Here is a 25977-nt window from a genome sequence, read left to right as displayed (position 1 = left end):
ACGTCGTCACGCCGGCTGCGGCGTGCAACCGGGAGGGCCCATGACGACATCCCGAACCGAGCCGGCCGGCCCCATCACGCCGCCGGCGTGGGCGCGGCGCCCGGCCAACCTCGGCAAGGCGGTCACCGCCGAGCTCGTCGATCGCATCGTGCGCGGGCTGCACCCGCCCGGCACACCCCTGCCCCCGGAGCCGGCGCTGTGCGAGACGTTCTCCGTCAGCCGCACCGTGATCCGCGAGGCGATGAAGGTGCTGCAGGAGAAGGGCCTGGTGCAGGTCCGGCAGGGCAGCGGCACCGTCGTCACCCCGCCGACGCGCTGGAACATCCTCGACGAGCTGGTCCTGGCCGCCACCATCGCCGAGGACTCGACGCTCGGCGTCCTCGACGACCTGGTCGTGACCCGGCGCCTGCTGGAGTCGGACATGGCCAACGTCGCCGCGCGCCTGGCCGACGAGCCGACCGTCGAGCGACTCCGCGCGATGGTCGACCGCATGGACGAGCTCGTCGATGACCACGTGACGTACGAGGAGCACGACCGCGTCTTCCACGACACGATCATGGAAGCGTCCGGGAACCGCATCGCCCGCGGCGTCGTGAAGGCCCTCGAGAGCCAGGTCATCCACACGGCCCGCTACGTCGGGCGCACCGACCGCAGCCTGTGCATCGCGTCGAACCTCGGCCATCGCCGCGTCTGCGAGCGCATCGCCGCCCGCGACCCCGAGGGCGCCGCCACCGCGATGTTCACGCACATCACCGACGCGTGGCTCGTGCGCCGCGGGGGCCCGAGCGACCCCGCGCGCCTGCAACGGTAGCGACGGGCCCGGGCCGGGTCAGTCCGCCTCCGCCTGAGTCCCGCGACTGCGGGGAGGACGAGCCTCGAGGGTCACCGCCGTGGGATCGTCGATCACGCGCTCGATCATGACACTCGCCCCGCCGCGGGCGGCGGCGGTGAAGCCCAGATGCGACGCGACGAAGTGGCAGCGTGCGGCGGGGCCGGCGACGGCCAGGCGGGCGAGGGTCGCCTGCGCCGGAGGGATCAGGTGGTCGGCCAGTTCGGCGAAGTACCCGCCGAGCACGATGACCCGAGGGTTGAACAGATTGCCCAGGATCGCGCCGCCGTGCCCGAGCCACCGGCCGATGTCCGCGACGGCCTCGGCGACGATCGGGTCACCGGCGGCGAGACGCTGCAAGATCTCCGTGACGCGCTCCTGCGGGCCGAGGACCGGGCCAGGGCGGCGGCCGTCTCCGGCGCCGGGCGGGACGCGGCGGATCAGCGCCGCCAGGCCGACCTTGGTCTCCCAGCAGCCCAACCGGCCGCAGCCGCACCGGTCGCCGCCCGGATCGACCGGCAGGTGACCGACCTCGCCGCCGAAGCCGTCGGCGCCGCGCAGCAACCGGCCGCCGACGATCACGCCGCCGCCGACGCCGACCGCACCGGTGATGTAGACCAGGTCGTCGGTGCCGGCCGCGACACCCGCGTGTTGCTCCGCAACAGCGGCGAGGTTGGCGTCGTTGTCGACGCCGACCCACAGACTCCCCGGGAGGCCGCCGGCAAGCCGGGCGGTGAGCGGCACGTCGCGCCATCCGAGGTTGGGTGCCAGGACGACCACGCCACGGGCGACGTCCACAAGGCCCGGCACCGCGACCGTGAGCCCGACCGGGGCGATGCCGCGGCGCCCCATCTCGGCCAGGCCGCGCCGCGCCACCCGGGTGAGGTCGTCGAGGCTGCGTCCGACGTCGGAGTGCGTCGCGTCGAACCCCACCCGCTGCTCGATCACGGTCCGCCCGGCGAGGTCACTGCCGTACACGGCCAGGTAGTCGACGTTAATCTCGACACCGACCGCGCCGACGTCGGGGCTCAGCGCGATACCGCGCCCCGGCCGCCGGTCGCCGTCGGACCGCCGCACATCGACGTCGCGCACCAGCCGCCGGGCGAGCAGCTCGTCGACCAGGCTGGAGACGGTCGCCTTGGACAGCCCGGTGGCGGCGGCGAGCGCGACGCGGGAGTGCGGGCCGTTGGTACGCAGGTGCCGCAGCAGGTGGGTCAGGTTGACGCGACGCAGGGCGAGCCGATCCGTCGGGTCGTGCGCCGAACCGGCGCCGGCGCGCGGCCGGCCCATGTCACCGGACCGCGGGCTGACGCGGTGTCGCGGTGCCCCGTGCCCCGTCCGCGGCGCCCAGCAGCCGCCGCCCGGCCTCCTCCGGCCGGACGTTCGGACTGTCCGCCTCGGCCGTGTTCGACCGCTGGGTGGATGCGACGATCACGTGCTCGTCCACCGTGACACCCAGGCCGGGCGACTCGCCCAGGACGAAGACGCCGTCCTCGACCTCCAGGTCGACGGACACCCCGACCGGCGGCCGCAGGTCCTGCAACTCGCTGGTCAGGTGGTTGGGCACCGACGTCGCGGCGTGCAGCAGCGCCATCGGCGTGGTGCCGATCGGGCTGACCGGCAGGTCGTATGCGTGCGCCAGGGCGGCCACCCGCAGAAAGTGCGTGACGCCCCAGACCGAGGCCGTCTGCACGACGTCGACCGCGCCGGCGGCCACCAGCGGGCGGAACTGTTCGAGCCCGGTCAGGTTCTCACCGGTGGCGACCGCGGCGCGGACCCCGCGGCTGACCGTCGCGAGACCGTCGGCGTCCCAGCGGCGCACCGGCTCCTCGACCCAGATCAGGTCCAGGGCCTGTTCGATCTCGCCGATGTGCCGGACCGCCTGCTTGCGGTTCCAGCACTCGTTGGCGTCCAGCATCAGGCCCGGCCGCCGTACGTGTCCGGGCTCGGCAAGCACCTGACGCACCAGGCCCAGGCGGTGTTTGTCGCGCTCGACGTCGAGGCCGCCCTTGAGCTTGGCCGCCTGGATCCCGCGCTCGGCGTACTCCCGGTAGACCGCGACGAGCTGCTCGTCGGTCAGGCCGATGTCAAGGCCGGAGGCGTAGGCGGCCACCGTGCGGTCGCGGCCGCCCAGCAGGCGCCAGAGCGGCTGGCCCGCCGCCTGGGCCTTGATGTCCCACAGGGCGCTGTCCAGCGCCCCGATCGTGCCGAACACGCGGCCCGCGTGGCCGGCCTTGAAGGTCTGGCGCAGCATCCGGTCGTACAGGGCCGTCACGGCCCGGGGATCCTCGCCCTCGATGGCGGCGAAGACGGCGTCGATGTCGAGGTGCGGTCCCAGGCCGACGCCGGTGATGCCCTCGTCGGTGTCCACCATGACGATCGGAACCGAGGTGACCCCGTCGGCGAAGACGCCGTTGGCGTCACCGACCGGCCGGCCCCACTCATGGACGGTCGTCAGCGTGCGATAGCCGGTGATGCGCAATGTCACCCTTTCATGGAGCCGGCGGTGACGCCGTCGACGATCTGACGCTGGAGGAACAGGTAGGTCAGCAGCACCGGCACCGCGGCGATCAGCACGCCGGCGGCGAACGTCGGGATGTTGGCCGAGTACTGCCCGCGCAGCGACGTGACCCCGACCATCAGCGTCCGGTGTTCGGGCGAGGGCATCAGGAGCAGTGCGATGATCACGTCGTTCCAGCAGAACAACGCGTTGAGAATGCCCACCGACAGCAGCGCCGGCCGGCCGATCGGCAGCATGATGCGCCGGTACACGCCGTAGAGCGTGTTCCCGTCGATCCTCGCCGCGTCGATGATCTCCGGCGGGACCGTCCGGTAGTAGCTCGTCATCAGGAAGATCGTGAACGGCAGGAACTGCGCGACGTAGGCGAGGATCAGCCCCGGATACGTGTCGACGAGCCCGCTGCCGTCCATGACCCGGGCGAGCGGGACCATGATGACCTGGAACGGAATGAACAGCGCGGCCAGGAAGACCAGCGACAGCGTCGCGGAGCCGCGGAACCGCACCCGGCTGAGCGCGAACCCGGCCATGGAGCCGAGCAGCAGCAGGAGGATCACGGCGGAGGCCACGACGATGAGCGAGTTGAGGAAGTACCGGTCCATGCCGGCACTGCTCCACGCCGTGGCGACGTTGTCCCAGCGCAGCGATTCGGCCAGCGAGAACCGGTCGAGGATGTACTCGCGCCGGGTCTGCATCGCGACATTGGCGGTGAACAGCAAGGGGTAGACGGTGGCCAGGGCCAGCAGCGTCATCAGCGCGGCGACCAGCCATCGGCCCACTCGGGCCTGTGCCATCAGTCCTCCTTTCCACTACGGCGCAGCAGCGCGATCTGGAGCAGGCCGACGACCAGCATGACCAGGAAGAGCACCGTCGAAGCGGCCGACGCGAGCGCCGGGCGGCTCATCTGCCCCTGCTGGATCCAGATGTAGTACTCGGGCAGATAGGTCGAGCCCTCGGGCCCGCCGGCCGTCATGACGTACAGCAGGCCGAACATCGAGGTCAGCATGCCGATCATCGTGGTGACGAAGACGAACTGAATGGTGCGGGACAGGCCCGGGACGATCACGTGCCGGATGGTCTGCGGCAACGACGCGCCGTCGACCCGGGCGGCGTCCAGCAGCGCGGGGTCGAGCGTGGCGAAGCCGGCGAGGAACACCACCAGGGCCATGCCGAAGGTGCCCCAGATGTGCACGGCGACGACGCTGTACATGGCGATGTCCGGATCGCCGAGCCAGTCCACCGGCGCGATGCCCACCCCCTTGAGCGCCTCGTTCAGCGGCCCGTCGATCGCCAGCAGCATGTTGAAGATCGCGCCGATGATGACCGGCGAAAGCACCGCGGGAAAGAAGTAGGTGCTGCGGAAGAACCGGTGGCCCGGCACGCGGAGGTGGATGAAGGTGGCGAGCAGGCCGGGTATCGCCACCGCCACCGGCAGCAGCAGCACCAACAGCCCGACGTTGCGCAGGGCGGTCCGGAACAGCGGGTCGTGCAGGAGCGTCGCGTAGTTGTCGAGGCCGACGGCCGCTCCGTCGCGATCGGCGTCCCCGGTGAAGGAGAAGTTGACGCCGAGCAGCAGGGGCCACCACCGCAGCGTCACGATGATCAGGAGAGCCGGTGCCACGAGGATGTACGGAGCCAGGCGTTCGGCGCGGGCTCCGCCGTCCTGGCGCCGGCCGGTGCGCGGGCCGCCCTCGGCGCCGGGCAGTTGCCGTGCGGCCGGCGCCTGGTCGTTCCGCCCGGCCGACGCCGGGCGGAACGATGACAGAGAACCTCGGAAGGACACTGATCAACCCGTCTTGTCGGACTCGGCGAGTTGCTTCATTGCGTCGTCGACGGTGACCGATCCGCTGAGGAGCGCTTGCGACAGGCGGCCCATCAGATCCTGCGTCTTGGCCGACAGGGCGACATGCAGCGCGGGCTTGCCCGACTTGATCTCGGATACGATCTTGGTGAGCGCCGGTCCGCCGTTCGACAGGTCGAGCGTCGTGTCGGCGGGGACCGACCCGGCGTCGTTGGAGTAGGCCTTCAGCGCCTCGGCCGAGGTCAGCGACCGCACCAGGTCCGCGGCCAGCTTCGGGTCCTTCGTCCACTTGGCGACGCCGTAGCCGACGCCGCCGTCATAGCCGATGAGCGGCGTGGCGCCGGGGTTGATGACCGGCGACAGCATCACGCCGACCTTCGCCGGCGTCAGGAACTCGTTGAAGTCCTTCCAGGCCCCGACGTCGGACATCAGGCCCAGGACGTGCGAGGACTTGCCGCCCTGGAACAGTCCGAACATGTCCATGAACATCGGCGTGGAGTTGGCCCCGTCGGTGTTCAGGCCGGCGTCGCCGGCCTCCTTCCACAGCTGGAAGATCTTCTTGACGTCGGGCGACTCCCAGTTGCGCTTGCCCGCGATCCAGTCGGTGTACTCCTGCGGCGTCAGGATCCCGGGGCCGAAGCTCGACATGAAGAACTGGATGCCGTAGCCCTCTTTGTTGCCCATCGCCAGGCACTTCGCGCCGGTCGCCTTGGTGATGGCGGCACAGTTGCTGAGGAACTCGGCCCAGGTCGTGGCCGGCTTGTCCGGGTTGAGTCCGGCCTTCTCGTACAGCGCCTTGTTGTAGTAGATCGGGTGGCCCTGCAGGGTGATCGGCGCGGCGTAGATCTTGTTGTTCTTGCTGAACGCCTCCCAGCCCGCGAGCCGGCTCTTGTCGGCGGCGACGTACTCGTCGAGCGCGACGAGCGAGTCGACGCGGTCACGAAGCTGCCCGCCCCCGTTGAACAGCATCACATCGGGACCCTTACCAGCCTGGATGGCCGAACCGAGCAGCGTGTAGTACTGATCGAAGGGCTGCGCCACGAACTCCACGGTGACATTGGGGTGCTGCTTGGCGAAGTCGGCCTTCGCCTTCGCGACGTAGTTGGCCGCGTTCGCGTCACTGGACTTCCAGTCCCACACCACCAGCTTGCCGGCCGCACCAGTGTCGGCGGACTTCGACCCACCGGCGCTGCCACAGCCGGAAAGCCCCAGCACCGCTATCAGGACGGCCGACCATAACGCTCGCTGCTTCATGGCTGATCACTCTCCAAGAGGGGTGTCCGGGCGACGGGGCGCTCCGGGTGAACGGAAACGTAACTCGTATGACGTTTGACGTCAACACGCTGCCGTACGGTGGTAGCCAAGTCGTGACGGTCGCGGCGTCGCGCCACCCGGAGGGCACATGACGACATCACAGGACACCACCACCGGCGTCGCCGCGCCTCCGGCCTGGGCGCGGCGCCCGGCCAACCTGGGCCGGGCGATCACCGCGGAGCTGGTCGACCGCATCGTGCGCGGGCTGCACCCACCGGGCTCACCACTGCCGCCCGAGCCGGCGCTGTGCGAGACCTTCGGAGTGAGCCGGACCGTGGTCCGGGAGGCGGTGAAGATCCTGCAGGAGAAGGGGCTGGTGCAGGTCCGGCAGGGCACCGGGACGATCGTCACCGCGCCGACGACGTGGAACATGCTCGACGAGCTCGTCCTGGCCGCGGCCATCGCCGAGGACGAGACCCTGGCCATCCTGGACGACCTCGTCGTCACCCGGCGCCTGCTCGAGTCGGACATGGCCAACGTGGCCGCCCGCCTGGCCGATCAGGACACCGTCGAGCAGCTGGGCCGCCTGGTGGACCTGATGGACAACCTGGTGGGCGACCACGACAGCTACGCGGAGCACGACCGCGCCTTTCACGACGTGATCATGCAGGCGTCCGGCAACCGCATCGCGCGGGGCGTGGTCAAGTCATTGGAAAGCCAGGTCTTCCATACCGCTCGCTACGTCGGACGCACCGAACGGGCGCTGCGCATCGCGTCCAACCAGGGCCACCGGCGCGTCTACGAACGCATCGCCGCGCACGACCCCGAGGGCGCCGCCGAGGCGATGTTCACGCACATCACCGACGCCTGGCTCGTCCGCCGCGGCGGACCCGGCGGGCCGGCCCGCCTGCAGCGGTAGGAGCCCATCGACCCGGGCCCGCGCACAAACCCGCCTCGCAGGCCGCCGCGGAGGCGGCCTGCGAGGCGGCATACCTCGGTCAGGGACTGGCGCAGGTGACGTTGCCGGGTGGTGCGGCGCTGCTGCCGGTCGCGACGAACCCGAAGGTGGTCGTGGCGTTCGCGCCGACGGTGCCGTTGTAGTTGGCGTTCCTGACCGTGATGTTGCCGGTGGACGCCGTGTTGACGCCGCCCCAGAGACTGCTGATCGCCTGGTCGCCGGTCAGGGTCAGGCGCACGGTCCAGCCGTTGAGCGCGGTGGAGCCGTTGTTGGCGATGACGACCTCGCCCTGGAAGCCGCCGGGCCAGGCGTTGACGGCCCGGTAGGTGGCGGTACAGGTGCCGGGCTGGCCACTGGCCGGAGGGGAGCTCGGCGGCGGGGAACTCGGCGGCGGGGAGCTCGGCGGCGCGCTGCTCGGCGGGGTGGACGACGGCGGAGGCGAGCTCGGCGGGACCGTGTTCTCGAACTGCGCGAAGAACTTCCAGATCTCCCCGGACGTCCACGTTCGGGCGTCGTTGGGGCTGCCCGACCCGTCGACCGGGCTCGGGGTGTGGTCGCCGTCGAACGCCGCCCATTGGACCGGGTAACCCGGCCGGCACCCGGTGTAGGTGGTGGTGATGTGGGTCAGGCTGCCCTGAGCCGGCTCGCGCGGGCTCTGGGGCGTACAACCGTTGTTCCGCACGAACGTGTCGCGCAGGGACCGACCGTTGCTGATGTTCAGGACGCTGTCGTGGATGCCGTGGATGCCGAAGTAGGCGACGGGCTGGGTGCCGCCGTTGCATCCGCTGAGGTTGGCGCCGGACAGCACGGCGACGGCACGGAACACCGTCGGGCGGGCACAGGCGATCGCGTAGCTCATGGCGCCGCCGTAGCTCCAGCCCAGGGCGAAGAGCTGCGTCGTGTCGACACAGAGGCCGCCCTCGATCAGCCTGGTCAGATCGTCCACAAGGGTCAGATCCTGGCCGTTGGTGTTGGCCCAGCCGTTGTTGATGCCCTGCGGGGCCACGAAGATCGTGCCGTTGTTGGACAGCGGCTGCAGTCCGTAGTACCCGGCCGAGGAGACCGCGCCGGCGGAGCCGTTCAGCCAGTGCAGCCCGAAGACCAGCCGGTACGGGTGGCTGTTGTTGTAGTTGTCCGGGACTCTCAGGATGTACGTCCGGCTCTGGCCGCTGCTCTGGATCGTGTGCGTGCCGCTGGTGAGCGTCGGAGCCTTGCCGCATCCGGCGGTCGCCGCCAGCGCGCCATTGGTCGCGGCGGCCGCGGTTCCACCGCCGCCGCCGGTCAGGGCCGGCCCGGCGGTGACCGCGACGAGGATCGCCGCGACCGCGATGGCCGGCAGGAGGATTCTGCGCCTCGGCATCGAGCACCTTACCTTTCCTCAGATCGACGTTCACGTGTCCGGTGCCGGTGCCGGCACCGGACACGTGCGAGCGGTTACGCGCCTAGCGCTGCAGGGTCAGCACGCCCGGCCGCCACGGCAGCAGGTTGTAGTCGCCCCCGGCGCTGGGGTTCTTGCCCTGGTAGAGGAACTGCAGGTTGCACGGATCGATGGTCTTGGTCTGGTCGGGGTTGTTGCGGACCAGGTCACCGTGGCTGATGTCGTTGGTCCAGCTCGCGCCGCTGTTGGCCTTGCCGGCGAAGGGGTTGCTCTCGGTTGCGGCCTGCGGGGTCCACGAACCGCTCAGGCTGCTGGACGTGAAGGAGCGGAAGTAGCGGCCCTGGCTGCCGATCGCCTCGACGATCATCAGGTACTGGTTCTGGCCCTGGACCTTGTAGACCTCGACCGCCTCGAACAGGTTGTACTGCGAGTCGCTCATGACCGTGGTGTAGCTGGAGCCGAAGTTGCCCGGGAAGTTCCCGATCGGCATGCTCGCCCGGTAGATGTTGCCGTTGTCACCGGCGAAGAACAGGTACATGTTCTGGCCGTCGCCGATGAGCGTCTGGTCGATCACGCCGGTGCCGGAGCCGGAGATGCTGCCGGTGAACAGCGCCTGCGGTGCGGACCAGCCGTTGGCGTTGGTCGGGTCGCTGGAGGTCTTGTAGTTGAACGCGTTCGGCCCCCACTGGTACGCCAGCACCCAGATGTTCTTCGGGGCGAAGTAGAACAGCGTGGGCGCGACCGTGCCCTGGCTCATCCCGGTCTGGGTGGCCGAGCCCATGTCGGACCAGTTGGTGAAGAGGCTGAAGTTCATCGAGCCGTACGACCCGCCGCTCGACACGTCCGAGCCGTAGACCAGGTGCTTGCCGTTGTAGACGACGTTGGTGAAGTCCTTGAGCGACACCCACCCGTTCTGCGGGTTCGCCAGCGCACCCGTCGACGACCAGTGGTACGACGACGGCAGCGAGCACGACGTGCCCGGCGAGGACGGGGGCGGCGAGGACGGGGGCGGTGAGGTCGGGCCGCCGAGCGAGACCAGCCTGAACTGCTGGTTGGCCTGCCCGCTGCAGTCGTACAGCTGGACCTGCTGCCCGTTGGCGGTGCCCCACACGTCCAGGCACCGTCCGGACTGCGCGCCGGTGATGGTGCCGTTGGAGTTGACGTTCCACTGCTGGTTGCCGCCGCCGTTGCAGTCCCAGATGATGATGGCCGTGCCGTTGGCGGTGCCCGCGCCGCTGGCGTCGAGGCACTTGTTCCCGTACACCTGCAGCTGCTTGGCGGAGGTGTACGTCCACTGCTGGTTGGACTGGCCGTGGCAGTCGTACAGCTGCACCCGCGTGCCGTTGCTCTGTGTCGCGTTCGGCACGTCGATGCACCGGCCCGACTGCGATCCCACGATCTCGTTGGTGCCGCCCGCCGGGGTGGTCGGGTTGCCCGGGGTCGTCGGCGGCGGAGTGGTCGGGTTGGCGGCGTTGAGGGCGTTGAGGACCGAGGTGTACGCGGCCTTCTTGTTGCCGCCGCCGTCGAACAGCAGCGGGCTCTCGCTGGACCGCCACGAGTCGCTGTCGCGCACGCCCCACACGGTGATGCCCACGCAGCGGGGCACGTTCATGCAGGCCTGGGTCAGCCCGGCGTACTGCGACGTCGACGCGTTCGTCACGTCGACCTCGGTCAGGGCCACGTCCACGCCCAGCGCGGCGAAGCTCGACAGGGTCGTCTGGAAGTTGCTGGGCAGTGAGCTGCCGCCGGTGAAGTGGGTCTGCAGCCCGACGCAGTCGATCGGCACGCCCCGCGACTTGAAGTCACGGATCATGTTGTAGACGCCCTGCGTCTTGGCGTACGACCAGTTCTCGATGTTGTAGTCGTTGTAGCACAGCTTCACCGACGGGTCGGCGGTGCGCGCGGTGCGGAGCGCCACCTCGATCCAGTCGTTGCCGGTGCCCTGCAGGTTCGACTGCCGGCGGCTGCCGTCCTCGTTGAACGCCTCGTTGACCACGTCCCAGTAGGCGAGCTTGCCCTTGTAGTGGCCCACGACGCCGTTGATGTGGTCGATCATCGCCTGGCGCAGGGTGGAGCCGGACAGGCTCTGCATCCACCCGGGCTGCTGCCCGTGCCACGCCAGGGTGTGGCCGCGGACCTTCATGCCGCGCTGGGTGGCCCAGTTGTAGATCTGGTCACCGGAGCTGAAGTTGAACTGGCCCCGCTGGGGCTCGGTCGCGTCGGGCTTCATCTCGTTCTCGGCGGTCACCATGTTGAACTCGCGCCCGGCGATGGTGGTGTACGTCGAGTCGCCGAGCCGGCCCGCCGCGATCGCGGTGCCGAAGTACCGTCCCGACTGCGCGGCCGCCGCACCCAGCGTGCTCGCTGCCGCGTTCGCCGACGGCATCATCGTCGCGGCCGTGGCGACCGCCACGACACCGACCACGCCGGCGATCAGCGCTCTGACGGACAGTGATCGCTTCCGCCGGGTCCCGCCCCGCGGGGCGGAGGGGCTTGCATCCACCTTGGTCTCCCTATCTCCGGTAATAAATACGTCGCGTTAGCGCTAACATTTTCGGCTGCGCCTAAGAACGCGAGGCTGCCAGACCCCTGCAGAACATTCAAGTAAATCGACGCCATATTTCGACTCGACCGGGTCATGCAGGATGCGCCAGTGACGTATATACGCAGGTAGAAGGAAGGAGGAAGGCCAGGGATACCGAATCTGACGCGGGGCCCATCCCCGAAAATTTCGCGCACGACTCGACGATCGCCCCGTTCATAACGGTTTCTTGAAAGCGATTTCCGCTGCTGTTTCGAAAATGACCACGGCTTCGCAATGCCGACGATTGTCGGCGACGATGTCAGCCCGCTCCGGGCGGCACCGAGCGCCCACCGCTCCGGCAAACATCTGATGTATCTATAGTTGGGACGTGGCACTGACCGACGAAGCGATCGCGAAGATTCGAAGCATGATCCAGAGCGGAGAGCTGCCGCCGGGTGCCAGGCTGCCCCCCGAGCCGCAGCTCGCCGTGCAGATCGGCCTCTCGCGCAGCGGCGTACGTGAGGCCGTGAAGGTGCTGGAGTCGGCCCGCGTGCTCGACGTCCGCCGCGGCGACGGCACCTATGTCACAAGCCTTGCCCCCCGGCTGCTGCTGGAGGGGCTCGGCCTCGCGGTGGAGCTGCTGCAGGACGACACCCTGCTCGAGGTGGTGGAGGTCCGCCGCATGCTCGAGCCGGTGGCGACGGGCATGGCGGCGTTGCGCATGACCGACGACGACCTCGACGAGCTCGCCCGGATCCTTGACGACATGCGCTCGGCCGCCGACGACCACGAGAAGCTCATCCAGTTCGACACCGCGTTTCACCGCACCGTCGTCGCGGCCACCGGCAACGAGACGCTCACGTCGCTACTGGACGGGCTGTCCGGGCGTACCGTGCGGGCCCGGGTCTGGCGCGGGCTGATCCAGAACGACTCCGCGCACACCACCATCGAGGAGCACCACGCGATCTACCTGGCGCTGCGGGCCCGAGACCAGTTGCTGGCCCACGCCGCCGCATTGCTACACGTCAACACCTCGGAGGCGTGGCTGCGGACGGTGCTGGCGGCCCGGGCCGAGCGGGAACCGTCGTAGGGCCCGGCACGGGGAGACCGTAGGTCCGCACCGCCGTACCCCCCAGGATCTGGTCCAGATCCGGCCCGGGCAGCGGGGGCAGCGCCTCGGACATGGCCCGCAGCACGCTGTGGTAGTCGGCGACGAGCAGGCACACCGGCCAGTCGGAGCCGAACATCAGACGTTCCGGGCCGAACTCCTCGACCGCCACGGCCACGAAGGGATGCAGGTCCTCGGGCGACCAGCCCGGGCCGGCCTCGGTGACCATTCCGGACAGCTTGGCGGCGACGTTCGCGTTGCCGGCCAGCGCCGCGAACGGCCCGCGCCACCGCCGCAGGCCGGCCTCGCCCTCGTCGATGCGGGGCTTGCCGAGGTGGTCGAGCACGAACTGCAGCTGCGGCACCGCCCGAGCGGCGCGGGCCGCCGCGGGCAGCTGGTCGGCCCGGATCACCAGGTCGAAGACGAGGCCGGCGTCGGCAACGGCGGCCAGGCCGCGCCGCACGTCGGGCCGGTCCAGGTAGTCCGGGTCGGCCTCGCCCTGCACCTGCGAGCGCACACCGACGAGCAGCTCTCCCCCGCGTGCGCGGCGGTAGCCCGCCAGCGTGGCGGCGACGTCGGCGGCGGCGACGTCGGCCCACGCCACGACGCCGGCGATCGGGCCGGTGTCCGCGGCGTAGCCGAGGAACTCGGCCGCCTCGTCGGTGTGGCAACGGCCTCCTTCGACCAGGACCGTGGCCTCGACGCCGGTCGACGCCAGCTCGGCGGTCAGGTCGGCGGGGGTGAAGGGCCGCCGGATGCGTTCCAGTCCGGGCTCGGCCAGCCATTGGTAGCCGCGTTCCGGGCGCCATAGATGGTGGTGCGCGTCGACGATCACGCCGCCACCGCCGTGGCCCACTCCGGGCCGTCCGGGAAGCGGTAGGCGGCCAGCGAGGCCGGAACCATCTCGGCGCTCATGCCCGCCGCCGCCGGGGCGAGGTACCGTCCGCGGCGGATGCGGACCGGGTCGGCAAAGTGCTCGTGCAGGTGGTCGACGTACTCGATGTACCGGTCCTCGGTGGTCCCGCTGACCGCCAGGTAGTCGAACATGGCCAGGTGCTGCACCAGCTCGCACAGCCCGACGCCACCCGCGTGCGGGCAGACCGGCACGCCGAACTTGGCCGCGAGCAGCAGGATGGCGAGGTTCTCGTTGACGCCGCCGACCCGGCAGGCGTCGATCTGCACCACGTCGACGGCGCCCGCCTGCAGCAGTTGCTTGAACATCACCGCGTTGTGCACGTGTTCGCCGGTGGCCACCTTGATCGGGGCGAGCGCACGGCGGACCGCGGCGTGCCCGAGCACGTCGTCCGGCGACGTCGGCTCCTCGATCCAGTACGGATCGAAGGTGCTCAGCTCGTGCATCCAGTCGGTGGCGTCCGCAACGCCCCAGATCTGGTTGGCGTCCACGGCGATACGCACCTGCGGGCCGACGGCATCGCGGGCGATGCCCAGGCGGCGCACATCGTCGGCCAGGTCCGCGCCAACCTTGAGCTTGATGAGGTGGTAGCCGTCCGCCACGGCCTCCTTGCACAGACGGGCCAGCTTCTCGTCGTCATACCCGAGCCAGCCGGGCGTGGTGGTGTACGCCGGATAGCCCTCGCGGAGGAGATGTTCCTCGCGCTCGGCCCGGCCGCCGGCGGCGGACCGCAGCAGCGCGAGAGCCTCGTCCTCGGTGAGCGCGTCGCGGAGGTAACGGAAGTCGATCTGCGCCACCACCTGCTCCGGCGTGAGGTCCGCCAGGTGCTTCCACAGCGGCCGGCCCGCGCGTCGCGCGGCCAGGTCCCACACGGCGTTGACCAGGCCGCCCGCGGCCATGTGCACGACGCCCTTGGCCGGGCCGAGCCAGCGGATCTGACTGTCGCCGATGAGCTGGCGGGCCAGCGCCCCCGGATCGGCCACGAGCTCGTCGACCGGCCGGCCGACGACCATGCCGGCCAGGGAGCGCAGCGCGGCGACCTGGATCTCCGTGCCACGCCCGACGGTGAACACCAGTCCGTACCCCTCCGCGCCCGCGGTGGTGCGCAGCACGACATAGGCGGCGGAGTAGTCCGGGAAGGGGTTCATCGCGTCGGACCCGTCGCGGTGCCGTGAAGTCGGGAACCGCACGTCGAGGGCGTCCACGGACAAGATGCGCTCAGTCACCGATGCTCCTCGGAGTTGGCGGCGCCGCGTGGCGGCGCCCCGGAATGGGACGTTGGGGTGGGATCACGTCTGTGCCTTGCCGCCGGTGACGCGGGAGACCACGAGCGCCACCAGGATGACCGCGCCGTTGAGGAAGTTCGTCCACTGGGCGGGCACGCCGGCCAGGGTCAGCACATTAATGATCATGAACAGCAGCAGCACCCCGGTGAAGGCTCCGAAGATGGTGCCCTTGCCGCCGTTGAGACTGACGCCGCCGATCACCGCCGCCGCGAACACCTGGAAGATGGCGCCGCTGCCCTGCGCGGCCGGCACCGCCGCCAGCCGGCCGCTGATGAGCAGCCCCGCCAGGGCCGCCAGCATGCCGGCCACGACGAGGGTCAGCCACAGGATGCGGTCGGTGCGGATACCGGCCGCGCGGGCGGCGTCGACGTTGCCGCCGATCGCGTAGAGCGCGCGCCCGGGCCGGGTGTAGCCGAGCACCACGATGCCGGCGGCGAACAGCAGCAGCGATATCCAGACCGACGCCGGCACGCCCAGCCACTCGGCGGAGCCGAGGTACCGCATGGACTCGGGCAGGGCGAAGAACGTCTTGCCGCCGGAGATGCCGGTCAGCAGGCCCCGCAGCACGATCAGCATGCCGAGCGTGACGACGAACCCGTTGAGGCCGAAGCGCACGATGAGCAGCCCGTTGAACGCCCCGACGAGCGCACCGACGAGCAGCACGACCGGCACCGCCCACGCGGCCGGCAGTGCGTGCACGCCGAGGCCGTGGGTGACGGCCGGGTCGACGATGAGCCAGGCGGCCAGACCGGGGGCGAGCCCGAACGTGGACTCCAGCGACAGGTCCATCTTGCCGGTGATGAGCACGATGGTCTCGGCGAGGACGACGATGGAGATCTCCGACATGCTCTGCAGCACGTTGATGACGTTGTCGGAGCTGAGGAACACCGGGTTGACGATGAATCCGACGATCGCGACGGCGACGATTGCCGGCACCAGCGCCAGGTCGCGCAGGCGGGCGACGAACGGCCCCCGGCGTGTGAGCACGGGCGGCGGCGCTGACACGGCCGCCGTCTCAGACGTGGTCAAGATCGACTCCTTCCATGGCGGCCACCAGGTCGTTGTCGGCCCAGCCGGACTCCAGCTCGGCCACGACCCGGCCTCGGAACATCACCAGGACCCGGTCGCAGATGCGCAGGTCGTCGAGCTCGTCGGAGACCACGAGCACCGCGGTGCCGCGGTGGCGGACGTCTTCGACGACGCCGAGGAGGGTCTCCTTGGAGCGCACATCGACGCCGGCGGTCGGCGTGACGAGGATCAACAGCTTGGGCTCGCCGGCCAGGGCGCGGGCCATGACGGCCTTCTGCTGGTTCCCGCCGGACAGGTCGCGGACCGGCACGTGCGGGCCGTCGGCCTTGATCGCCAGGTCGGCGATGGCGCGCCGGGCCAGGGCGTCGCGGCGGGCCGGCGACAGCAGGCCGCCGCGCCGGATGCGTTCCGGCACGGTCATCGTGACGTTCTCCGCGATCGACAACAGCGGGATGAAGCCTTCGCGGTGGCGGTCCTGCGGCACGAGCCCGACCCCGGCGTCGAGGGCGTCCGGCACGCTGCCGGGGCGTAGGACCCGCCCGTCGACGGTGACGGTCCCGGCGGCGGGGCGGGCCAGCCCGACGATCGCCTCGGCCACCTCGACCTTGCCGCTGCCTCCGCCGCCGGCGATGCCGACGACCTCGCCGGACCTGGCCGCCAGCGACAGCCCGGCCCCCGACCGCGTCACGAGATCCCGCACGGACAGCAGGACCGGGGCATCCACCGGCCGCTGCCGCTGGGCCGCCTCGGGCAGGCTCACGTCCTCGCCGGTCATCGCCGCCACCAGCGCCTCACGGCGAAGGCCGGCCACGGGTGCCGTGACGATGTGCCGCGCGTCGCGCAGGACCGTCACCCGGTCGCAGAGCTCAAAGATCTCCTGCAGGTGGTGGCTGATGAACAGGAACGTCACCCCCTGCGCGCGCAGCGCGCGGACCCGGTCGAACAGCCGGTTGATCCCGGCGGCGTCGAGCTGCGCGGTCGGCTCGTCGAGGATGATGAACCGCGCGCCGAAGGACAGCGCCCGCGCGATCTCCACGAACTGCCGCTGCTCCACCGACAGGGTCGAGGCCGGCCGGCGGACGTCGACGTCGACCGACCACTCGGCCAGCAGCCGCTCCGCCTCGCGGCGCAGCAGGCCCCACCGGATGAGCCGGCCCGGACCGCGGGCGTGCCGGTTGAGGAAGAGGTTCTCGGCCACGGCCAGCGTCGGGATGATGGTCGACTTCTGGTACACGCACGCAACCAGCTGCCGCCAGGCGTCCCGGTCGCCGAGCGGCGGCGCCGGCCGGCCGTCGAAGGCGACGGCCCCCTCGTCCGGGGCCTGCAGCCCGGTCAGGATGCTCACCAGGGTCGACTTGCCCGCCCCGTTTCGCCCGACCAGGGCGTGCGCCTCGCCCCGCCGGACGACGATGCCCGCGTCCGCCAGCGCGACCGTGGAGCCGAACCGTTTGCCGATGTTCACCGCTTCCACGACGGGCCGGTCGGCGCCGGCCGGCCCGTCGATGGGGTCCAGCGTTGTGGAGCTCATGCGTTGTTGCCCCAGAGGGTACTGTCGTCGAACTTCGTCGTGGGCCGGCCGCCGATGTTCCCGCCGTCGAGGGTCACGAGCGGCGCCGCGAGCTGGTCCTCCAGCACGCCGTCACGGACCTGGATGATGACGCTGCCGTGGTCGGTGGGGCCCGGCTGGAACGTCTTGCCCTCGATCGCGGCCTTGACGTAGTACAGGCCGTACTTGGCGAACAGGTCGGCCGGCTGGCTCACCGTGGCGTCGATGAGGCCGGCCTTGATGTCCTTGAGCTCCTCGGGTATCCCGTCGTTGGACACGACGAAGACGTGCTTCGGGTCGGTCGCGGGCACCTGCAGGCCGCGCTGCTTGAGGATCTGCAGCGTGCCCGACAGCGCGAACGAGGACTCCATGTAGACGCCCTTGATGTCCGGGTCGGACGTGAAGCGCGTCTGCAGCTTCGTCGCGGCCACGTCGCCCTTCCAGTCGGTGGCCTCACCGAACACCGTGATGCCGGGGAAGTCCTTCTTCATGCACTCGTTGAACGCCTCGGTGCGGTCGCGGCCGTTGATCGAGTCCAGACCGCCCTCGAGCATGACGACCTTGCCCTTGCCCCCGAGCTTGGTGCCCAGGAACTGGCAGGCGTTCGTACCGTAGGCGCGGTTGTCGGCGCGCACCACCATGAACACCTTGCCGGTGTCGGGCCGGGTGTCGATCGTGACGACCGGGATCTTCTTGGCCGCGAGCTGCTCCAGCGTCGGGGCGATCGCCGCGGTGTCCTGCGGCGCCATCACGACGCCCTTGACCCCCTGGCTCTGGAACGTCTGCACGTTGGAGATGAGGGCGGCGATGTCGTTCTGCGAGTTGGTGGTCTTCAGCTGGACGCCCAGGTCCTTGGCCGACTGCGGCACGTACTTGATGTAGGAGTTCCAGAAGTCGGTGTCCGAGCGCGGGTAGTCCACGCCGATCAGCGGCGCCGAGGCGCCCGTGCCGTCCCCGGTCGACGAGGACGGGTCGTTCTTGCTACAGCCGGCGGTCAGCATCGCGGTGCCCAGCACCGCCGTCAAACCCAGGCCGAGAAAAGCTTTGCGGTTCACCGGGTCTCCTTGTCGTGGTCGCGCTCGATGACGCGGCTCGCGGCGCGCCAGACATCCTGCGGGAGGGGTCTTCGATGGCGTGGCGGGCGCGAGACATCTGACGTTAGGACGAACTTCCGGCACCCGTCAATATGACGTGCTGGTCGTTATGGCCGATTGTTTCCGGATTTGGGCGGGGTATCTGGTCGTCGACGTTGACGATTGAGTCCGACCGGCGTATCAAACATCTCATCACTGGCGTCCCGCCCGACGCATGACGAAGGAGTAGCCGATGGCGCTCCGCACCGCTCCTGACCCCCTCGCCTCCACCGGACCTCCGCGGCCGGGACGGGCCGACGGGGCAAGGGCCGCCCTCGCCCTGATCCGCACCGGCCCGCTGTTGATGCTCGTCGCGATCGTCGCCGTGGCCGCGGCGCTGTCGCCGTTCTTCCTCACCACCCGCAATCTCGGCAACGTGCTCGCCCAGAGCGCCGTCATCGCGGTGCTGGCGATCGCGCAGCTGCTGGTCATCATCACGCGCGGCATCGACCTGTCGGTCGGCTCGACCGTCGCGCTCGCCGCGGTCGTCGGCGCGCTGGTGTTCGAGGCGGTGCCGTCGGCGGCGCTCGTCGTGCTGGCGATGCTCGGCACGGGGCTGGCCGTCGGCACCGTCAACGGTGTGGCACTGGTCTGGGGCCGGCTGCCGCACCCGTTCATCGTCACGCTCGCCACGCTCAGCATCGCCCACGGCCTGGCGCTGTGGCTCGCCGGCGGCCAGCCGCACCGGGGCATGCCGCAGATCATCCAGCTGGTCGGCGGGGAGTCGCTCGGCTGGCTGCCCTACTCGACCCTGCTGGTCGCCGCGCTCGCCCTCGCGGTACTGCTGCTGACGACCCGGCTCGTGTGGGGCCGGTGGATCTACGCGGTCGGCGGTAACCCCGACGCCGCGCGGCGGGCCGCGATCCCGGTCAACGGCGTGCTGGTCTCGGTGTACGTCATGAGCGGCCTGGCCGCCGGCATCGCCGCGTTCATCACGGCGGGCCGGCTCAACGCCGGCTCGCCGACGTTCGGCGAGCTGGCCGAGCTCGACGCCATCGCCGCAGTGGTCATCGGCGGGGCGAGCTTCCTCGGCGGCCGCGGCTCGGTGGCCAACGCGCTGATCGGCGCGCTCATGATCGGCGTGATCCGCAACGCGATGAACCTGCTCAACGTCGACGCGTTCATCCAGCCGATCGTCATCGGCGCGGTGATCCTGCTGGCGGTCGAGCTCGACGTGATCCGCGGCTCGCTGGAGCGCCGCTTCCAGGTGATACGTGCGGTGCGGGCATGAACGGGACCGCCGCCGGCACGGTACCGGCCTTACGCATCACCGGGGCCACCAAGCGCTTCGGCGCCGTGCTGGCGCTGGACTCGGTCGACCTCGAGGTCGCGCACGGGGAGGTCCTCGCCCTGCTCGGCGACAACGGCGCGGGCAAGTCGACGCTCATCAAATGCATCAGCGGGGTACATCGGCTCGACGACGGCACCGTCGAGATCGACGGCTCGGTGGTCGAGATCGGCACCCCGGCGGACGCCCGCGCGGCCGGTATCGAGACCGTCTATCAGGACCTCGCGCTCTTCGACAACCTCGACCCGGCGGCCAACTTCTACGCCGGCCGCGAGGACGCCCGGCCGCACTGGCTGCCGCGCGGCCTGCGGGTGCTGCGGCGGCGATCCATGGCCGACGCCACCGCCGAGGTGCTCAACCGGCTGCAGGTCAGCCTGCCCGACCGGCATGCCGGCGTCGGGCTGCTCTCCGGCGGCCAGCGGCAGGCCATCGCGGTCGCCCGGGCCGCCGCGTTCGCCGCCGGGATCGTCATCCTCGACGAACCCACCGCGGCGCTGGGGCTGCGGGAGTCCCGCCGCGTGCTCGACCTGATCCTGCGGCTGCGCGACGAGGGCCGGGCGGTCGTCGTCGTGTCGCACGCGATGGACCACGTCATGGAGATCGCCGACCGTGCCGTCGTGCTGCGTCGGGGCCGCAAGGCCGGCGAGGCCGTCCCGACGCCGCAGCACCAGCAGCAGATCGTCTCCCTCATCGTCGGCGGGTCCTGACCCGCCCGCCAGAGGCACACCGAAGGGAACCCCCATGCAACGCACCGTTGGCTTTGCCGTGCTCGCGGCGGCGCTCCTGGTACCGCTGGCCGCATGTGGCGACGACGCCGCCCCCGGTGGCGGCACGTCCGCCGTGAAGGTCGGGCTCATCACGAAGTTCCCCGTCGACTTCTACGACACGATGGTCGACGCGGTGAAGCAGTACGACGCCGCGCACGCCGACGTCGAGGTCATCTACGGCCAGGGCAAGAGCGGCACCGACGACGAGGGCGAGATCGCCATCATCGAGAACATGATCACGCAGGGCGTGAAGGCGATCGCGATCACCCCGAGCAGCCCGAACGTGCAGGGCGCGCTGGACAAGGCGGTGAAGGCCGGCATCAAGGTCGTACTCGTCGACAACGACATCCCCGGCTGGTCGGGCAAGTCGTCGGTCGTGGCGACGGACAACCTCGCCGGCGGCAAGCTCGCCGGGCAGTGGCTGGCCAAGCAGTTGCCGCCGGGCGCCACCATCGCCATCCTGCAGGGCCGGCTCGGCAACCCGTCTCTGGACGACCGGGTCAAGGGGCTGAAGGACGGCCTCGGCGGCGCCGCGAAGGTGGTCGCGGAGCCGGCGACGGACTGCGACGAGACCAAGGGCCTCAACGCCGCGCAGGACATCCTCACCGCCAACCCGGACGTCACCGCCATCTACGGCGCGTGCGGCCCGCCCATCACCGGGGCCCTGCAGGCGGTCAAGGCGGCCGGCAAGAAGCCCGTCGTCGTCGGCTTCGACGCCTCCCCGGGCGAGCTCAAGGCCATCGAGGCCGGCGACGAGGCCGCGTCGGTGGCCCAGTTCCCGGCCAAGATGGGCTCGCTGGGCATCGAGACCGCCGTCGCCGCGGCCAAGGGCCAGCCGGTCCAGCCGACCGTCGACACCGGCACGGAGATGGTGACGAAGGACAACGTCGCCAAGTTCAAGTAGCCGTTCGCGGGCCCGGCCGTGGCCGGGCCCGCGGGCGTCGAGACTGTGCCCTGATCAGCGAGGTGATCAGCGCGGCGTGAAGTCCTGGTTGGTGGCGGAGGCGTTCTTGCACTGCCACTGGTCGAGCTGCTGTCCGAGCGTGCTGTTGGCGCCGTACACGTCCAGGCACAGGCCGCTGTTGCGGTTCTTGAAGGAGTACGAGCCGTCGGACTGCTGGACCGGAAGCCAGAGGCTGTTCGGCGCGCTGTTGGGTACCTGCTGGATGACGTTCGGGACGCCGGCGGCGGTGGAGCTGTTGGCCACGGCCACGTCGTAGCCCGAGTGCTGCGCCTGCAGCCGGCCGTAGCCGTCCGCGACCGGCACGAACTGGAACTGCTGGTTGGGCTGACCGTTGCACGTCCACTGGGTGACCGCCGCGCCGGCCGCCGTGGACGTGCCGCTCACGTCGAGACAGAGGCCGTTGTTGGCGATCGCGAGCCGGTGATAGCCGGTCGGGTAGCCCACCGGCTGGCTGGGCCCGGCCGCGAACTGCCACCAGTTGAGGTTGAACAGCGACCCGCTGCCGCCCGCGAACCGAAGGTACAGGTCGTGGGTTCCGGTCGCGTTGCTGACCGGGCACGAGACCGTGGTCCACGTCTGCCAGCCGCCGGTGCCGGACACGTTGCACGTGCCGACGAGGGTGCCCGTCGCACTGTCCAGATGCGCCTCGATCCGGCCGCCGCTGGCACCTGAAGCCACTCGGGCGCTGAGCGAGCCGGCACCGGTACCGAACGCGACGCCCTTGACCTTGACGTAGTCGCCGTTCTCGATCCAACCGACGTTCATCCCGCCCTCGCTGGCGGGCTCGGTCTCGATGCCGCTGCCCCAGGCGATGGTCTCGGCCTCCTGGCGCACGTACGGGTCAAGCGTGCCGACCTGCGGCGCCCCGGTCGTGGTCATGTTGATGGTCGGGAAGGTGCCGTCGGCGTTGTAGTTGAACTTCTCCACGGCGACCGAGCGGGTGTAGCCGCCGCCGCCCGGCAAGGCGCCGTTGTGGTAGAAGAAGTACGAGCCGCCGTTGAAGTCGATGACGCCGGGGTGGTTGGTGAAGCTGCTGCCCTGCGTCGGCATGATGGTGCCGCGGTAGGTCCATGGCCCCGTGGGTGACGGCGCCGTGGAGTAGGCGATGAACTCGGAGCAGCACTTCGCCGCGAACACCATGTAGTACAAGTTGTTGCGCTTGTAGAACCAGGGCCCCTCCTCGTACAGCGTCGGCCGGTTGGCGTCCCCGGCGCGGGTCCCGAACCCCGCGGTGGTGAGCGGAATCTGCGTCGGGCTGCCCGAGTACGACGTCATGTCGGCGTTGAGCTTCACGTACCACAGATGGGGGTTGCCGTAGAACAGGTACGCCTGGCCGTCGTCGTCGATGTACACGGTGGGGTCGATCTCGGCGTTCTGGATCAGCGGCCGGCCGAGCGCGTCGTGGAAGGGCCCGGTGGGGCTGTCGGCGACCCCCACGCCGATCGCCTGGGCGCCGTTGGCCATCCGCACCGGGACGTACCAGTAGAACTTCCCGTTGCGTTGCACGGCCTGCCCGGCCCACGCGTCCGAGCTCGCCCAGCTGAACGTGGACAGGCTCATCGGCGAGCCGTGGTCGGTCCAGTTCACCATGTCGGCCGACGACCAGACCCGCCAGTCGCGCATCGTGAAGTAGGTCGAGCCGTCTTCGTCGTGGCCGGTGTATAGGTACACCCGGCCGTTGTAGACCAGCGGCGCCGGGTCGGCGGTGTAGACGTGTTGCACGATCGGGTTGTCCGCCTTGGCCACGCCCGGCAGCAACGCCGTGAGACAGAACAGGACCGTCGCCAACGCGACCGCGCGCCTCGAGCGAAGTCGAGATGTGGATGTCATGGTGCCGCTCCCCTATCCGGCCGGGACATGAACAGTGGTGTCGCCGGCGCCGCCGGTCTTTCGGTCAGCTGCGCAGGTTCCATTGCTGGTTGGAACCGCCATGGCAGGTCCAGAGTTGAAGCTTCGTGCCGTTGGCCGTGCCGGCGCCGCTGGCGTCCACGCACAGTCCGGACTGGACGCCGGTGATGGAGCCGTTGGCGCCCAGGCTCCACTGCTGGTTGGCCTGGCCGTTGCAGTCCCAGATGACGACGGCGGTGCCCGTGCCCGTGCCTTGGCCGCTGGCGTCCAGGCACTTGTTGCCGTACACCATCAGCTGCCGGCCGGTGGTGTAGGTCCAGCGCTGGTTGGTCCCGCCGTGGCAGTCCCACAGCTGCACCTGCGTGCCGTTCGTCGTGGCGGAGCCGGGCACGTCGATGCAGCGACCCGACGCCGCACCCGCGATCATGACGTTCGACTGGCCGACCGGCGGGCTGCTGCTCGACGGGGGCGGGCTCGACGGCGGGGTGCTGGCGAACGAGGAGATGAACCGCCAGGCCTCGCCCTTGGTCCACGTCCGGACGCCGTCGTCACAGCCGGAGCATCCGTCGACCGGGCCGGGCCCGTGGCCGCCGTCGAATGCGGCCCACTGCACCGGATAGCCGGCGCGGCAGGAGTAGGCGGTGGTGATGTGCCGGCCGCTGCCCGGCGCCGGCTCCGCGGGAGTCTGCGGTGTGCAGCCGTTGTTGCGCACGAACGTGTCGCGCAGCGCCCGTCCGTTGCTGATGTTGAGGACGTTGTCGGAGACGCCGTGAATCCCGAAGTACCCGATCGGCTGGGTGCCGCCGCTGCAGCCGGACAGGTTCGCGCCGGAGTACACGACGACCGCCCGGAAGACGGTGGCCCGGCCGCACGCGATGGCGTAGCTCATCCCGCCGCCGTAGCTGAACCCCATGGCGAACAGCTGCGTGGTGTCGACGCAGAGATCGTTCTCGATCATCCGCACCATGTCGTCGGTGAAGGTGATGTCCTGGCCGTTGGTGTTGGCCCAGCCGTTGCCGATGCCCTGCGGGGCGACCAGGATGGCGCTGTTGCCGGACTGCTCCTGCATGCCGTAGTAGGACCACGCGGTGCCGCTGGTCCCACCGGAGGAGACGTCCTGCATGGTGCCGCCGCGCCAGTGGTACCCGAAGATCAGGCGGTACGGGCGCGTGGTGCTGTAGCCGTCGGGAATCCGCAGGATGAAGCTGCGGCTCTGGCCACTGCTCTGGATGGTGTACGAGCCGCTGCGCAGTGTGGGGGTCTTGCCGCAACCGGCTGTCGTCGCCGCGGATGCGGACGGAACCGTCGCCGTCATGACGGCGAGCGTTCCCGCGGCGACCATGGCGACCGCGCCGAGCACCGCGACCCACCGGGGAACCAGACGTCTTCTCACAACTGTGACTCCTTTGTTTGGGAGCGAATGACCCGCCCTTCGGAGGTGCGCGAATCGGAACATAGGTCGTATGACGTATGGTGTCAAGCGACGAAGCCCATCGATGGCTGGATGCGCCGCGACTTCGGAAAGTTTCACGACCGCGGACACGGCCACACCACGCCCGCCGGCCGCGGGCGAAAGAGCGGCTCAGCCGGCGGCGGCCTGCAGGACGAGGTCGCGGGCGTCGTTCAGGCCGACCGCCAGGGCGCCCAGCAGGACCGCGTCCGTGCCCAGCTTGGACACCTCGATGCGGGGCGGGCGCAGGGCGACCAGGTCGCGCAGACGTTCCGCGATCGGGGTCGTGAGCAGGTCGCCCGGCTGGCCGCCGACGCCGCCGCCCAGGACGACGAGCTCCGGGTCCAGGACCGCGGTGATGCCGGCCAGGGCGTGGCTGAGGTGATCGACCTCGCGGGCCACGGCGCGGCGGGCCGTCTCGTCGCCCGCGCGGGCGGCGTCGAAGACGTCCTTCGCGGTCTCCACGCTCGGCAGGCCCAGGCGGCGGGCCATCGCCACCACGCCGTCGGCCGAGGCGACGGACTCGAACAGGCCGCGGCGGCGGGCGGCGGGCTGGTCGGCGAGCGGGTCGTCCTCGCCCACCGGGAGGTAGCCGATCTCGCCGGCCGCGCCGCGGAAGCCGCGGTACAGCTTGCCGTCGATGATGATGCCCATGCCCGTGCCGGTGCCGACCGACACGTAGACGAAGTGGCGCACGCCGCGGCCCAGGCCGTAGGTGGCCTCGCCGACGGCGGCGAGGTCGATGTCGTTCTCCACCACGTAGGTGCGGCCGGCGATGCCGGCCAGGCGTTCGACGCTGCCGCGGCGGTTCCAGCCGGGCAGGTTCGGCGCCAGGTGCAGGGCGCGGGTGGCCTTGTCGTGGATGCCCGGGGTACCGAAGACGGAAAGGGTGATGTCGTCGCGGCGGATGCCGGCCGCGGACGCCAGCTCGTCGGCCAGGCTGGTCAACTGGGCGACGAGGTCCTTGGCGCGCAGGCTGCGCGACGGGGAGTCCTGGCGGGCCACGATCCGGCCGACGAGGTCGGCGAGGGCGACGCGGACGTAGGAACGGCCGACGTCCACCGCGTACACCCAGCCGGCCTCGGGGCGCACCTCGTAGAGCACCGCGGAACGGCCGGCCGCCCCGGCGCGCAGGCCGACCTGGCGCAGCAGCCCGGCCCGCTCCAGGTTGGTCAGGGCCACGGCCACGGTCGGCTTGGACAGGCCGGTGTACTGGGCCAGCTCGGGGCGCGAGACGGCGCCGCGCCGGAAGGTCTCGGCGAACACGGCGCGCTCGTTCATCACCCGCAGCACGCTGGTCGTGCTGGCGGTGGCGGCCTGCCTGTCGGTGATGCTCTGCACGGTGTACAGCCTGCCACAAGCTTTCAGAAAGGTCCTTTATCA

The 25977-nt window shown here is 70.5% G+C and carries 21 protein-coding genes; 6 read left to right on the top strand and 15 right to left on the bottom strand.

The annotated features are described in order from the left end of the window. The first annotated feature begins 40 nt into the window (after positions 1-40). A complete protein-coding gene (locus tag ACPPVO_RS25525; protein ID WP_426513671.1) occupies positions 41-811 on the top strand; it encodes a FadR/GntR family transcriptional regulator in 771 nt (256 codons plus the stop codon). An 18-nt stretch (positions 812-829) separates the two neighbouring features. Here the strand turns inward: ACPPVO_RS25525 and ACPPVO_RS25520 are convergent, their stop codons facing one another. Genes ACPPVO_RS25520 through ACPPVO_RS25500 form a run of 5 tightly spaced genes read right to left on the bottom strand, consistent with a single transcriptional unit; the run spans position 830 to position 6402 of the window. After that, on the bottom strand, positions 830-2119 hold the full coding sequence (locus ACPPVO_RS25520) for an ROK family protein (RefSeq protein ID WP_426513670.1): 1290 nt from the start codon (positions 2117-2119) through the stop codon (positions 830-832). Position 2120: 1 nt separating this feature from the next. Beyond that, a complete protein-coding gene (locus ACPPVO_RS25515) occupies positions 2121-3317 on the bottom strand; it encodes a mandelate racemase/muconate lactonizing enzyme family protein (protein WP_426513669.1) in 1197 nt (398 codons plus the stop codon). After that, entirely contained in the window at positions 3314-4141 is an 828-nt protein-coding gene (locus tag ACPPVO_RS25510; protein ID WP_426513668.1) for a carbohydrate ABC transporter permease, read from the bottom strand. Before ACPPVO_RS25510 ends, ACPPVO_RS25515 begins: the two co-directional genes overlap by 4 nt. Next, a complete protein-coding gene (locus ACPPVO_RS25505; RefSeq protein WP_426513667.1) occupies positions 4141-5130 on the bottom strand; it encodes a carbohydrate ABC transporter permease in 990 nt (329 codons plus the stop codon). Before ACPPVO_RS25505 ends, ACPPVO_RS25510 begins: the two co-directional genes overlap by 1 nt. Before the next feature lie 3 nt (positions 5131-5133). Further along, positions 5134-6402 (bottom strand): ABC transporter substrate-binding protein, encoded by a 1269-nt coding sequence (locus tag ACPPVO_RS25500; protein WP_426513666.1) that lies wholly within the window; start codon positions 6400-6402, stop codon positions 5134-5136. A gap of 148 nt (positions 6403-6550) precedes the next feature. On the opposite strand from ACPPVO_RS25500, the gene ACPPVO_RS25495 reads away from it, so the two are divergent. Further along, positions 6551-7321, top strand: coding sequence for a FadR/GntR family transcriptional regulator (locus ACPPVO_RS25495; RefSeq protein ID WP_426513665.1), 771 nt, complete (start codon positions 6551-6553; stop codon positions 7319-7321). 79 nt (positions 7322-7400) lie between these two features. Here ACPPVO_RS25495 and ACPPVO_RS25490 read toward each other — a convergent pair whose 3' ends face one another. Together ACPPVO_RS25490 and ACPPVO_RS25485 are read right to left on the bottom strand one after the other, a co-directional pair. Then, positions 7401-8720: a cellulose binding domain-containing protein gene (locus tag ACPPVO_RS25490; protein WP_426513664.1), complete on the bottom strand. Its 1320-nt coding sequence runs from the start codon at positions 8718-8720 to the stop codon at positions 7401-7403. Positions 8721-8802: 82 nt separating this feature from the next. Further along, entirely contained in the window at positions 8803-11241 is a 2439-nt protein-coding gene (locus ACPPVO_RS25485; RefSeq protein ID WP_426513663.1) for a non-reducing end alpha-L-arabinofuranosidase family hydrolase, read from the bottom strand. A 409-nt stretch (positions 11242-11650) separates the two neighbouring features. Here ACPPVO_RS25485 and ACPPVO_RS25480 point away from each other — a divergent pair, with 409 nt between their 5' ends. Then, positions 11651-12352, top strand: coding sequence for a FadR/GntR family transcriptional regulator (locus ACPPVO_RS25480; protein ID WP_426513662.1), 702 nt, complete (start codon positions 11651-11653; stop codon positions 12350-12352). On the opposite strand, the gene ACPPVO_RS25475 is transcribed toward ACPPVO_RS25480, so the two are convergent. The 5 genes from ACPPVO_RS25475 to ACPPVO_RS25455 form a co-directional block, all read right to left on the bottom strand. Further along, positions 12288-13205 carry an amidohydrolase family protein gene (locus tag ACPPVO_RS25475; RefSeq protein WP_426513661.1) on the bottom strand — a complete coding sequence of 306 codons (918 nt, stop codon included), beginning with the start codon at positions 13203-13205 and terminating at the stop codon, positions 12288-12290. The two genes, ACPPVO_RS25480 and ACPPVO_RS25475, sit on opposite strands and share 65 nt — an antisense overlap. Further along, positions 13202-14509 (bottom strand): enolase C-terminal domain-like protein, encoded by a 1308-nt coding sequence (locus ACPPVO_RS25470; RefSeq protein WP_426513660.1) that lies wholly within the window; start codon positions 14507-14509, stop codon positions 13202-13204. The genes ACPPVO_RS25475 and ACPPVO_RS25470 overlap by 4 nt, the downstream gene beginning before the upstream one ends. A gap of 63 nt (positions 14510-14572) precedes the next feature. After that, positions 14573-15598, bottom strand: a complete 1026-nt coding sequence (locus ACPPVO_RS25465) for an ABC transporter permease (protein ID WP_426513659.1) — start codon at positions 15596-15598, stop codon at positions 14573-14575. Next, positions 15585-17126 carry a sugar ABC transporter ATP-binding protein gene (locus ACPPVO_RS25460; RefSeq protein WP_426513658.1) on the bottom strand — a complete coding sequence of 514 codons (1542 nt, stop codon included), beginning with the start codon at positions 17124-17126 and terminating at the stop codon, positions 15585-15587. The genes ACPPVO_RS25465 and ACPPVO_RS25460 overlap by 14 nt, the downstream gene beginning before the upstream one ends. Beyond that, on the bottom strand, positions 17123-18199 hold the full coding sequence (locus ACPPVO_RS25455) for a sugar ABC transporter substrate-binding protein (protein WP_426513657.1): 1077 nt from the start codon (positions 18197-18199) through the stop codon (positions 17123-17125). Before ACPPVO_RS25455 ends, ACPPVO_RS25460 begins: the two co-directional genes overlap by 4 nt. A 271-nt stretch (positions 18200-18470) precedes the next feature. Here ACPPVO_RS25455 and ACPPVO_RS25450 point away from each other — a divergent pair, with 271 nt between their 5' ends. The 3 genes from ACPPVO_RS25450 to ACPPVO_RS25440 are packed head-to-tail and all read left to right on the top strand — an operon-like array spanning position 18471 to position 21236. After that, positions 18471-19508: an ABC transporter permease gene (locus tag ACPPVO_RS25450; protein ID WP_426513656.1), complete on the top strand. Its 1038-nt coding sequence runs from the start codon at positions 18471-18473 to the stop codon at positions 19506-19508. After that, positions 19505-20272: an ATP-binding cassette domain-containing protein gene (locus ACPPVO_RS25445; RefSeq protein WP_426513655.1), complete on the top strand. Its 768-nt coding sequence runs from the start codon at positions 19505-19507 to the stop codon at positions 20270-20272. Before ACPPVO_RS25450 ends, ACPPVO_RS25445 begins: the two co-directional genes overlap by 4 nt. Before the next feature lie 34 nt (positions 20273-20306). Then, positions 20307-21236 carry a sugar ABC transporter substrate-binding protein gene (locus tag ACPPVO_RS25440; protein ID WP_426513654.1) on the top strand — a complete coding sequence of 310 codons (930 nt, stop codon included), beginning with the start codon at positions 20307-20309 and terminating at the stop codon, positions 21234-21236. Between the two features lie 66 nt (positions 21237-21302). Here ACPPVO_RS25440 and ACPPVO_RS25435 read toward each other — a convergent pair whose 3' ends face one another. From ACPPVO_RS25435 to ACPPVO_RS25425, 3 genes are all read right to left on the bottom strand, one after another. Further along, positions 21303-23126 carry a family 43 glycosylhydrolase gene (locus ACPPVO_RS25435; protein WP_426513653.1) on the bottom strand — a complete coding sequence of 608 codons (1824 nt, stop codon included), beginning with the start codon at positions 23124-23126 and terminating at the stop codon, positions 21303-21305. A 64-nt stretch (positions 23127-23190) separates the two neighbouring features. Then, positions 23191-24486, bottom strand: coding sequence for a ricin-type beta-trefoil lectin domain protein (locus ACPPVO_RS25430; protein ID WP_426514693.1), 1296 nt, complete (start codon positions 24484-24486; stop codon positions 23191-23193). A 240-nt stretch (positions 24487-24726) separates the two neighbouring features. After that, positions 24727-25935 carry an ROK family protein gene (locus tag ACPPVO_RS25425; RefSeq protein WP_426513652.1) on the bottom strand — a complete coding sequence of 403 codons (1209 nt, stop codon included), beginning with the start codon at positions 25933-25935 and terminating at the stop codon, positions 24727-24729. Positions 25936-25977 lie beyond the last annotated feature (42 nt).

It is taken from the genome of Dactylosporangium sp. McL0621 (assembly GCF_049995355.1).
Lineage (GTDB): Bacteria > Actinomycetota > Actinomycetes > Mycobacteriales > Micromonosporaceae > Dactylosporangium.
Note: the sequence above shows the minus strand (reverse complement) of the source record. Positions and strands in the feature narration are given on the sequence as shown.

Bases quoted from the DNA above. Each gene is read 5' to 3' on its own strand.
- ACPPVO_RS25525 (WP_426513671.1), top strand. From the start codon at position 41: ATGACGACATCCCGAACCGAGCCGGCCGGCCCCATCACGCCGCCGGCG.
- ACPPVO_RS25520 (WP_426513670.1), bottom strand. From the start codon at position 2,119: ATGGGCCGGCCGCGCGCCGGCGCCGGTTCGGCGCACGACCCGACGGAT.
- ACPPVO_RS25510 (WP_426513668.1), bottom strand. From the start codon at position 4,141: ATGGCACAGGCCCGAGTGGGCCGATGGCTGGTCGCCGCGCTGATGACG.
- ACPPVO_RS25500 (WP_426513666.1), bottom strand. From the start codon at position 6,402: ATGAAGCAGCGAGCGTTATGGTCGGCCGTCCTGATAGCGGTGCTGGGG.
- ACPPVO_RS25495 (WP_426513665.1), top strand. From the start codon at position 6,551: ATGACGACATCACAGGACACCACCACCGGCGTCGCCGCGCCTCCGGCC.
- ACPPVO_RS25490 (WP_426513664.1), bottom strand. From the start codon at position 8,720: ATGCCGAGGCGCAGAATCCTCCTGCCGGCCATCGCGGTCGCGGCGATC.
- ACPPVO_RS25460 (WP_426513658.1), bottom strand. From the start codon at position 17,126: ATGAGCTCCACAACGCTGGACCCCATCGACGGGCCGGCCGGCGCCGAC.
- ACPPVO_RS25450 (WP_426513656.1), top strand. From the start codon at position 18,471: ATGGCGCTCCGCACCGCTCCTGACCCCCTCGCCTCCACCGGACCTCCG.
- ACPPVO_RS25445 (WP_426513655.1), top strand. From the start codon at position 19,505: ATGAACGGGACCGCCGCCGGCACGGTACCGGCCTTACGCATCACCGGG.
- ACPPVO_RS25440 (WP_426513654.1), top strand. From the start codon at position 20,307: ATGCAACGCACCGTTGGCTTTGCCGTGCTCGCGGCGGCGCTCCTGGTA.
- ACPPVO_RS25435 (WP_426513653.1), bottom strand. From the start codon at position 23,126: ATGACATCCACATCTCGACTTCGCTCGAGGCGCGCGGTCGCGTTGGCG.
- ACPPVO_RS25430 (WP_426514693.1), bottom strand. From the start codon at position 24,486: ATGGTCGCCGCGGGAACGCTCGCCGTCATGACGGCGACGGTTCCGTCC.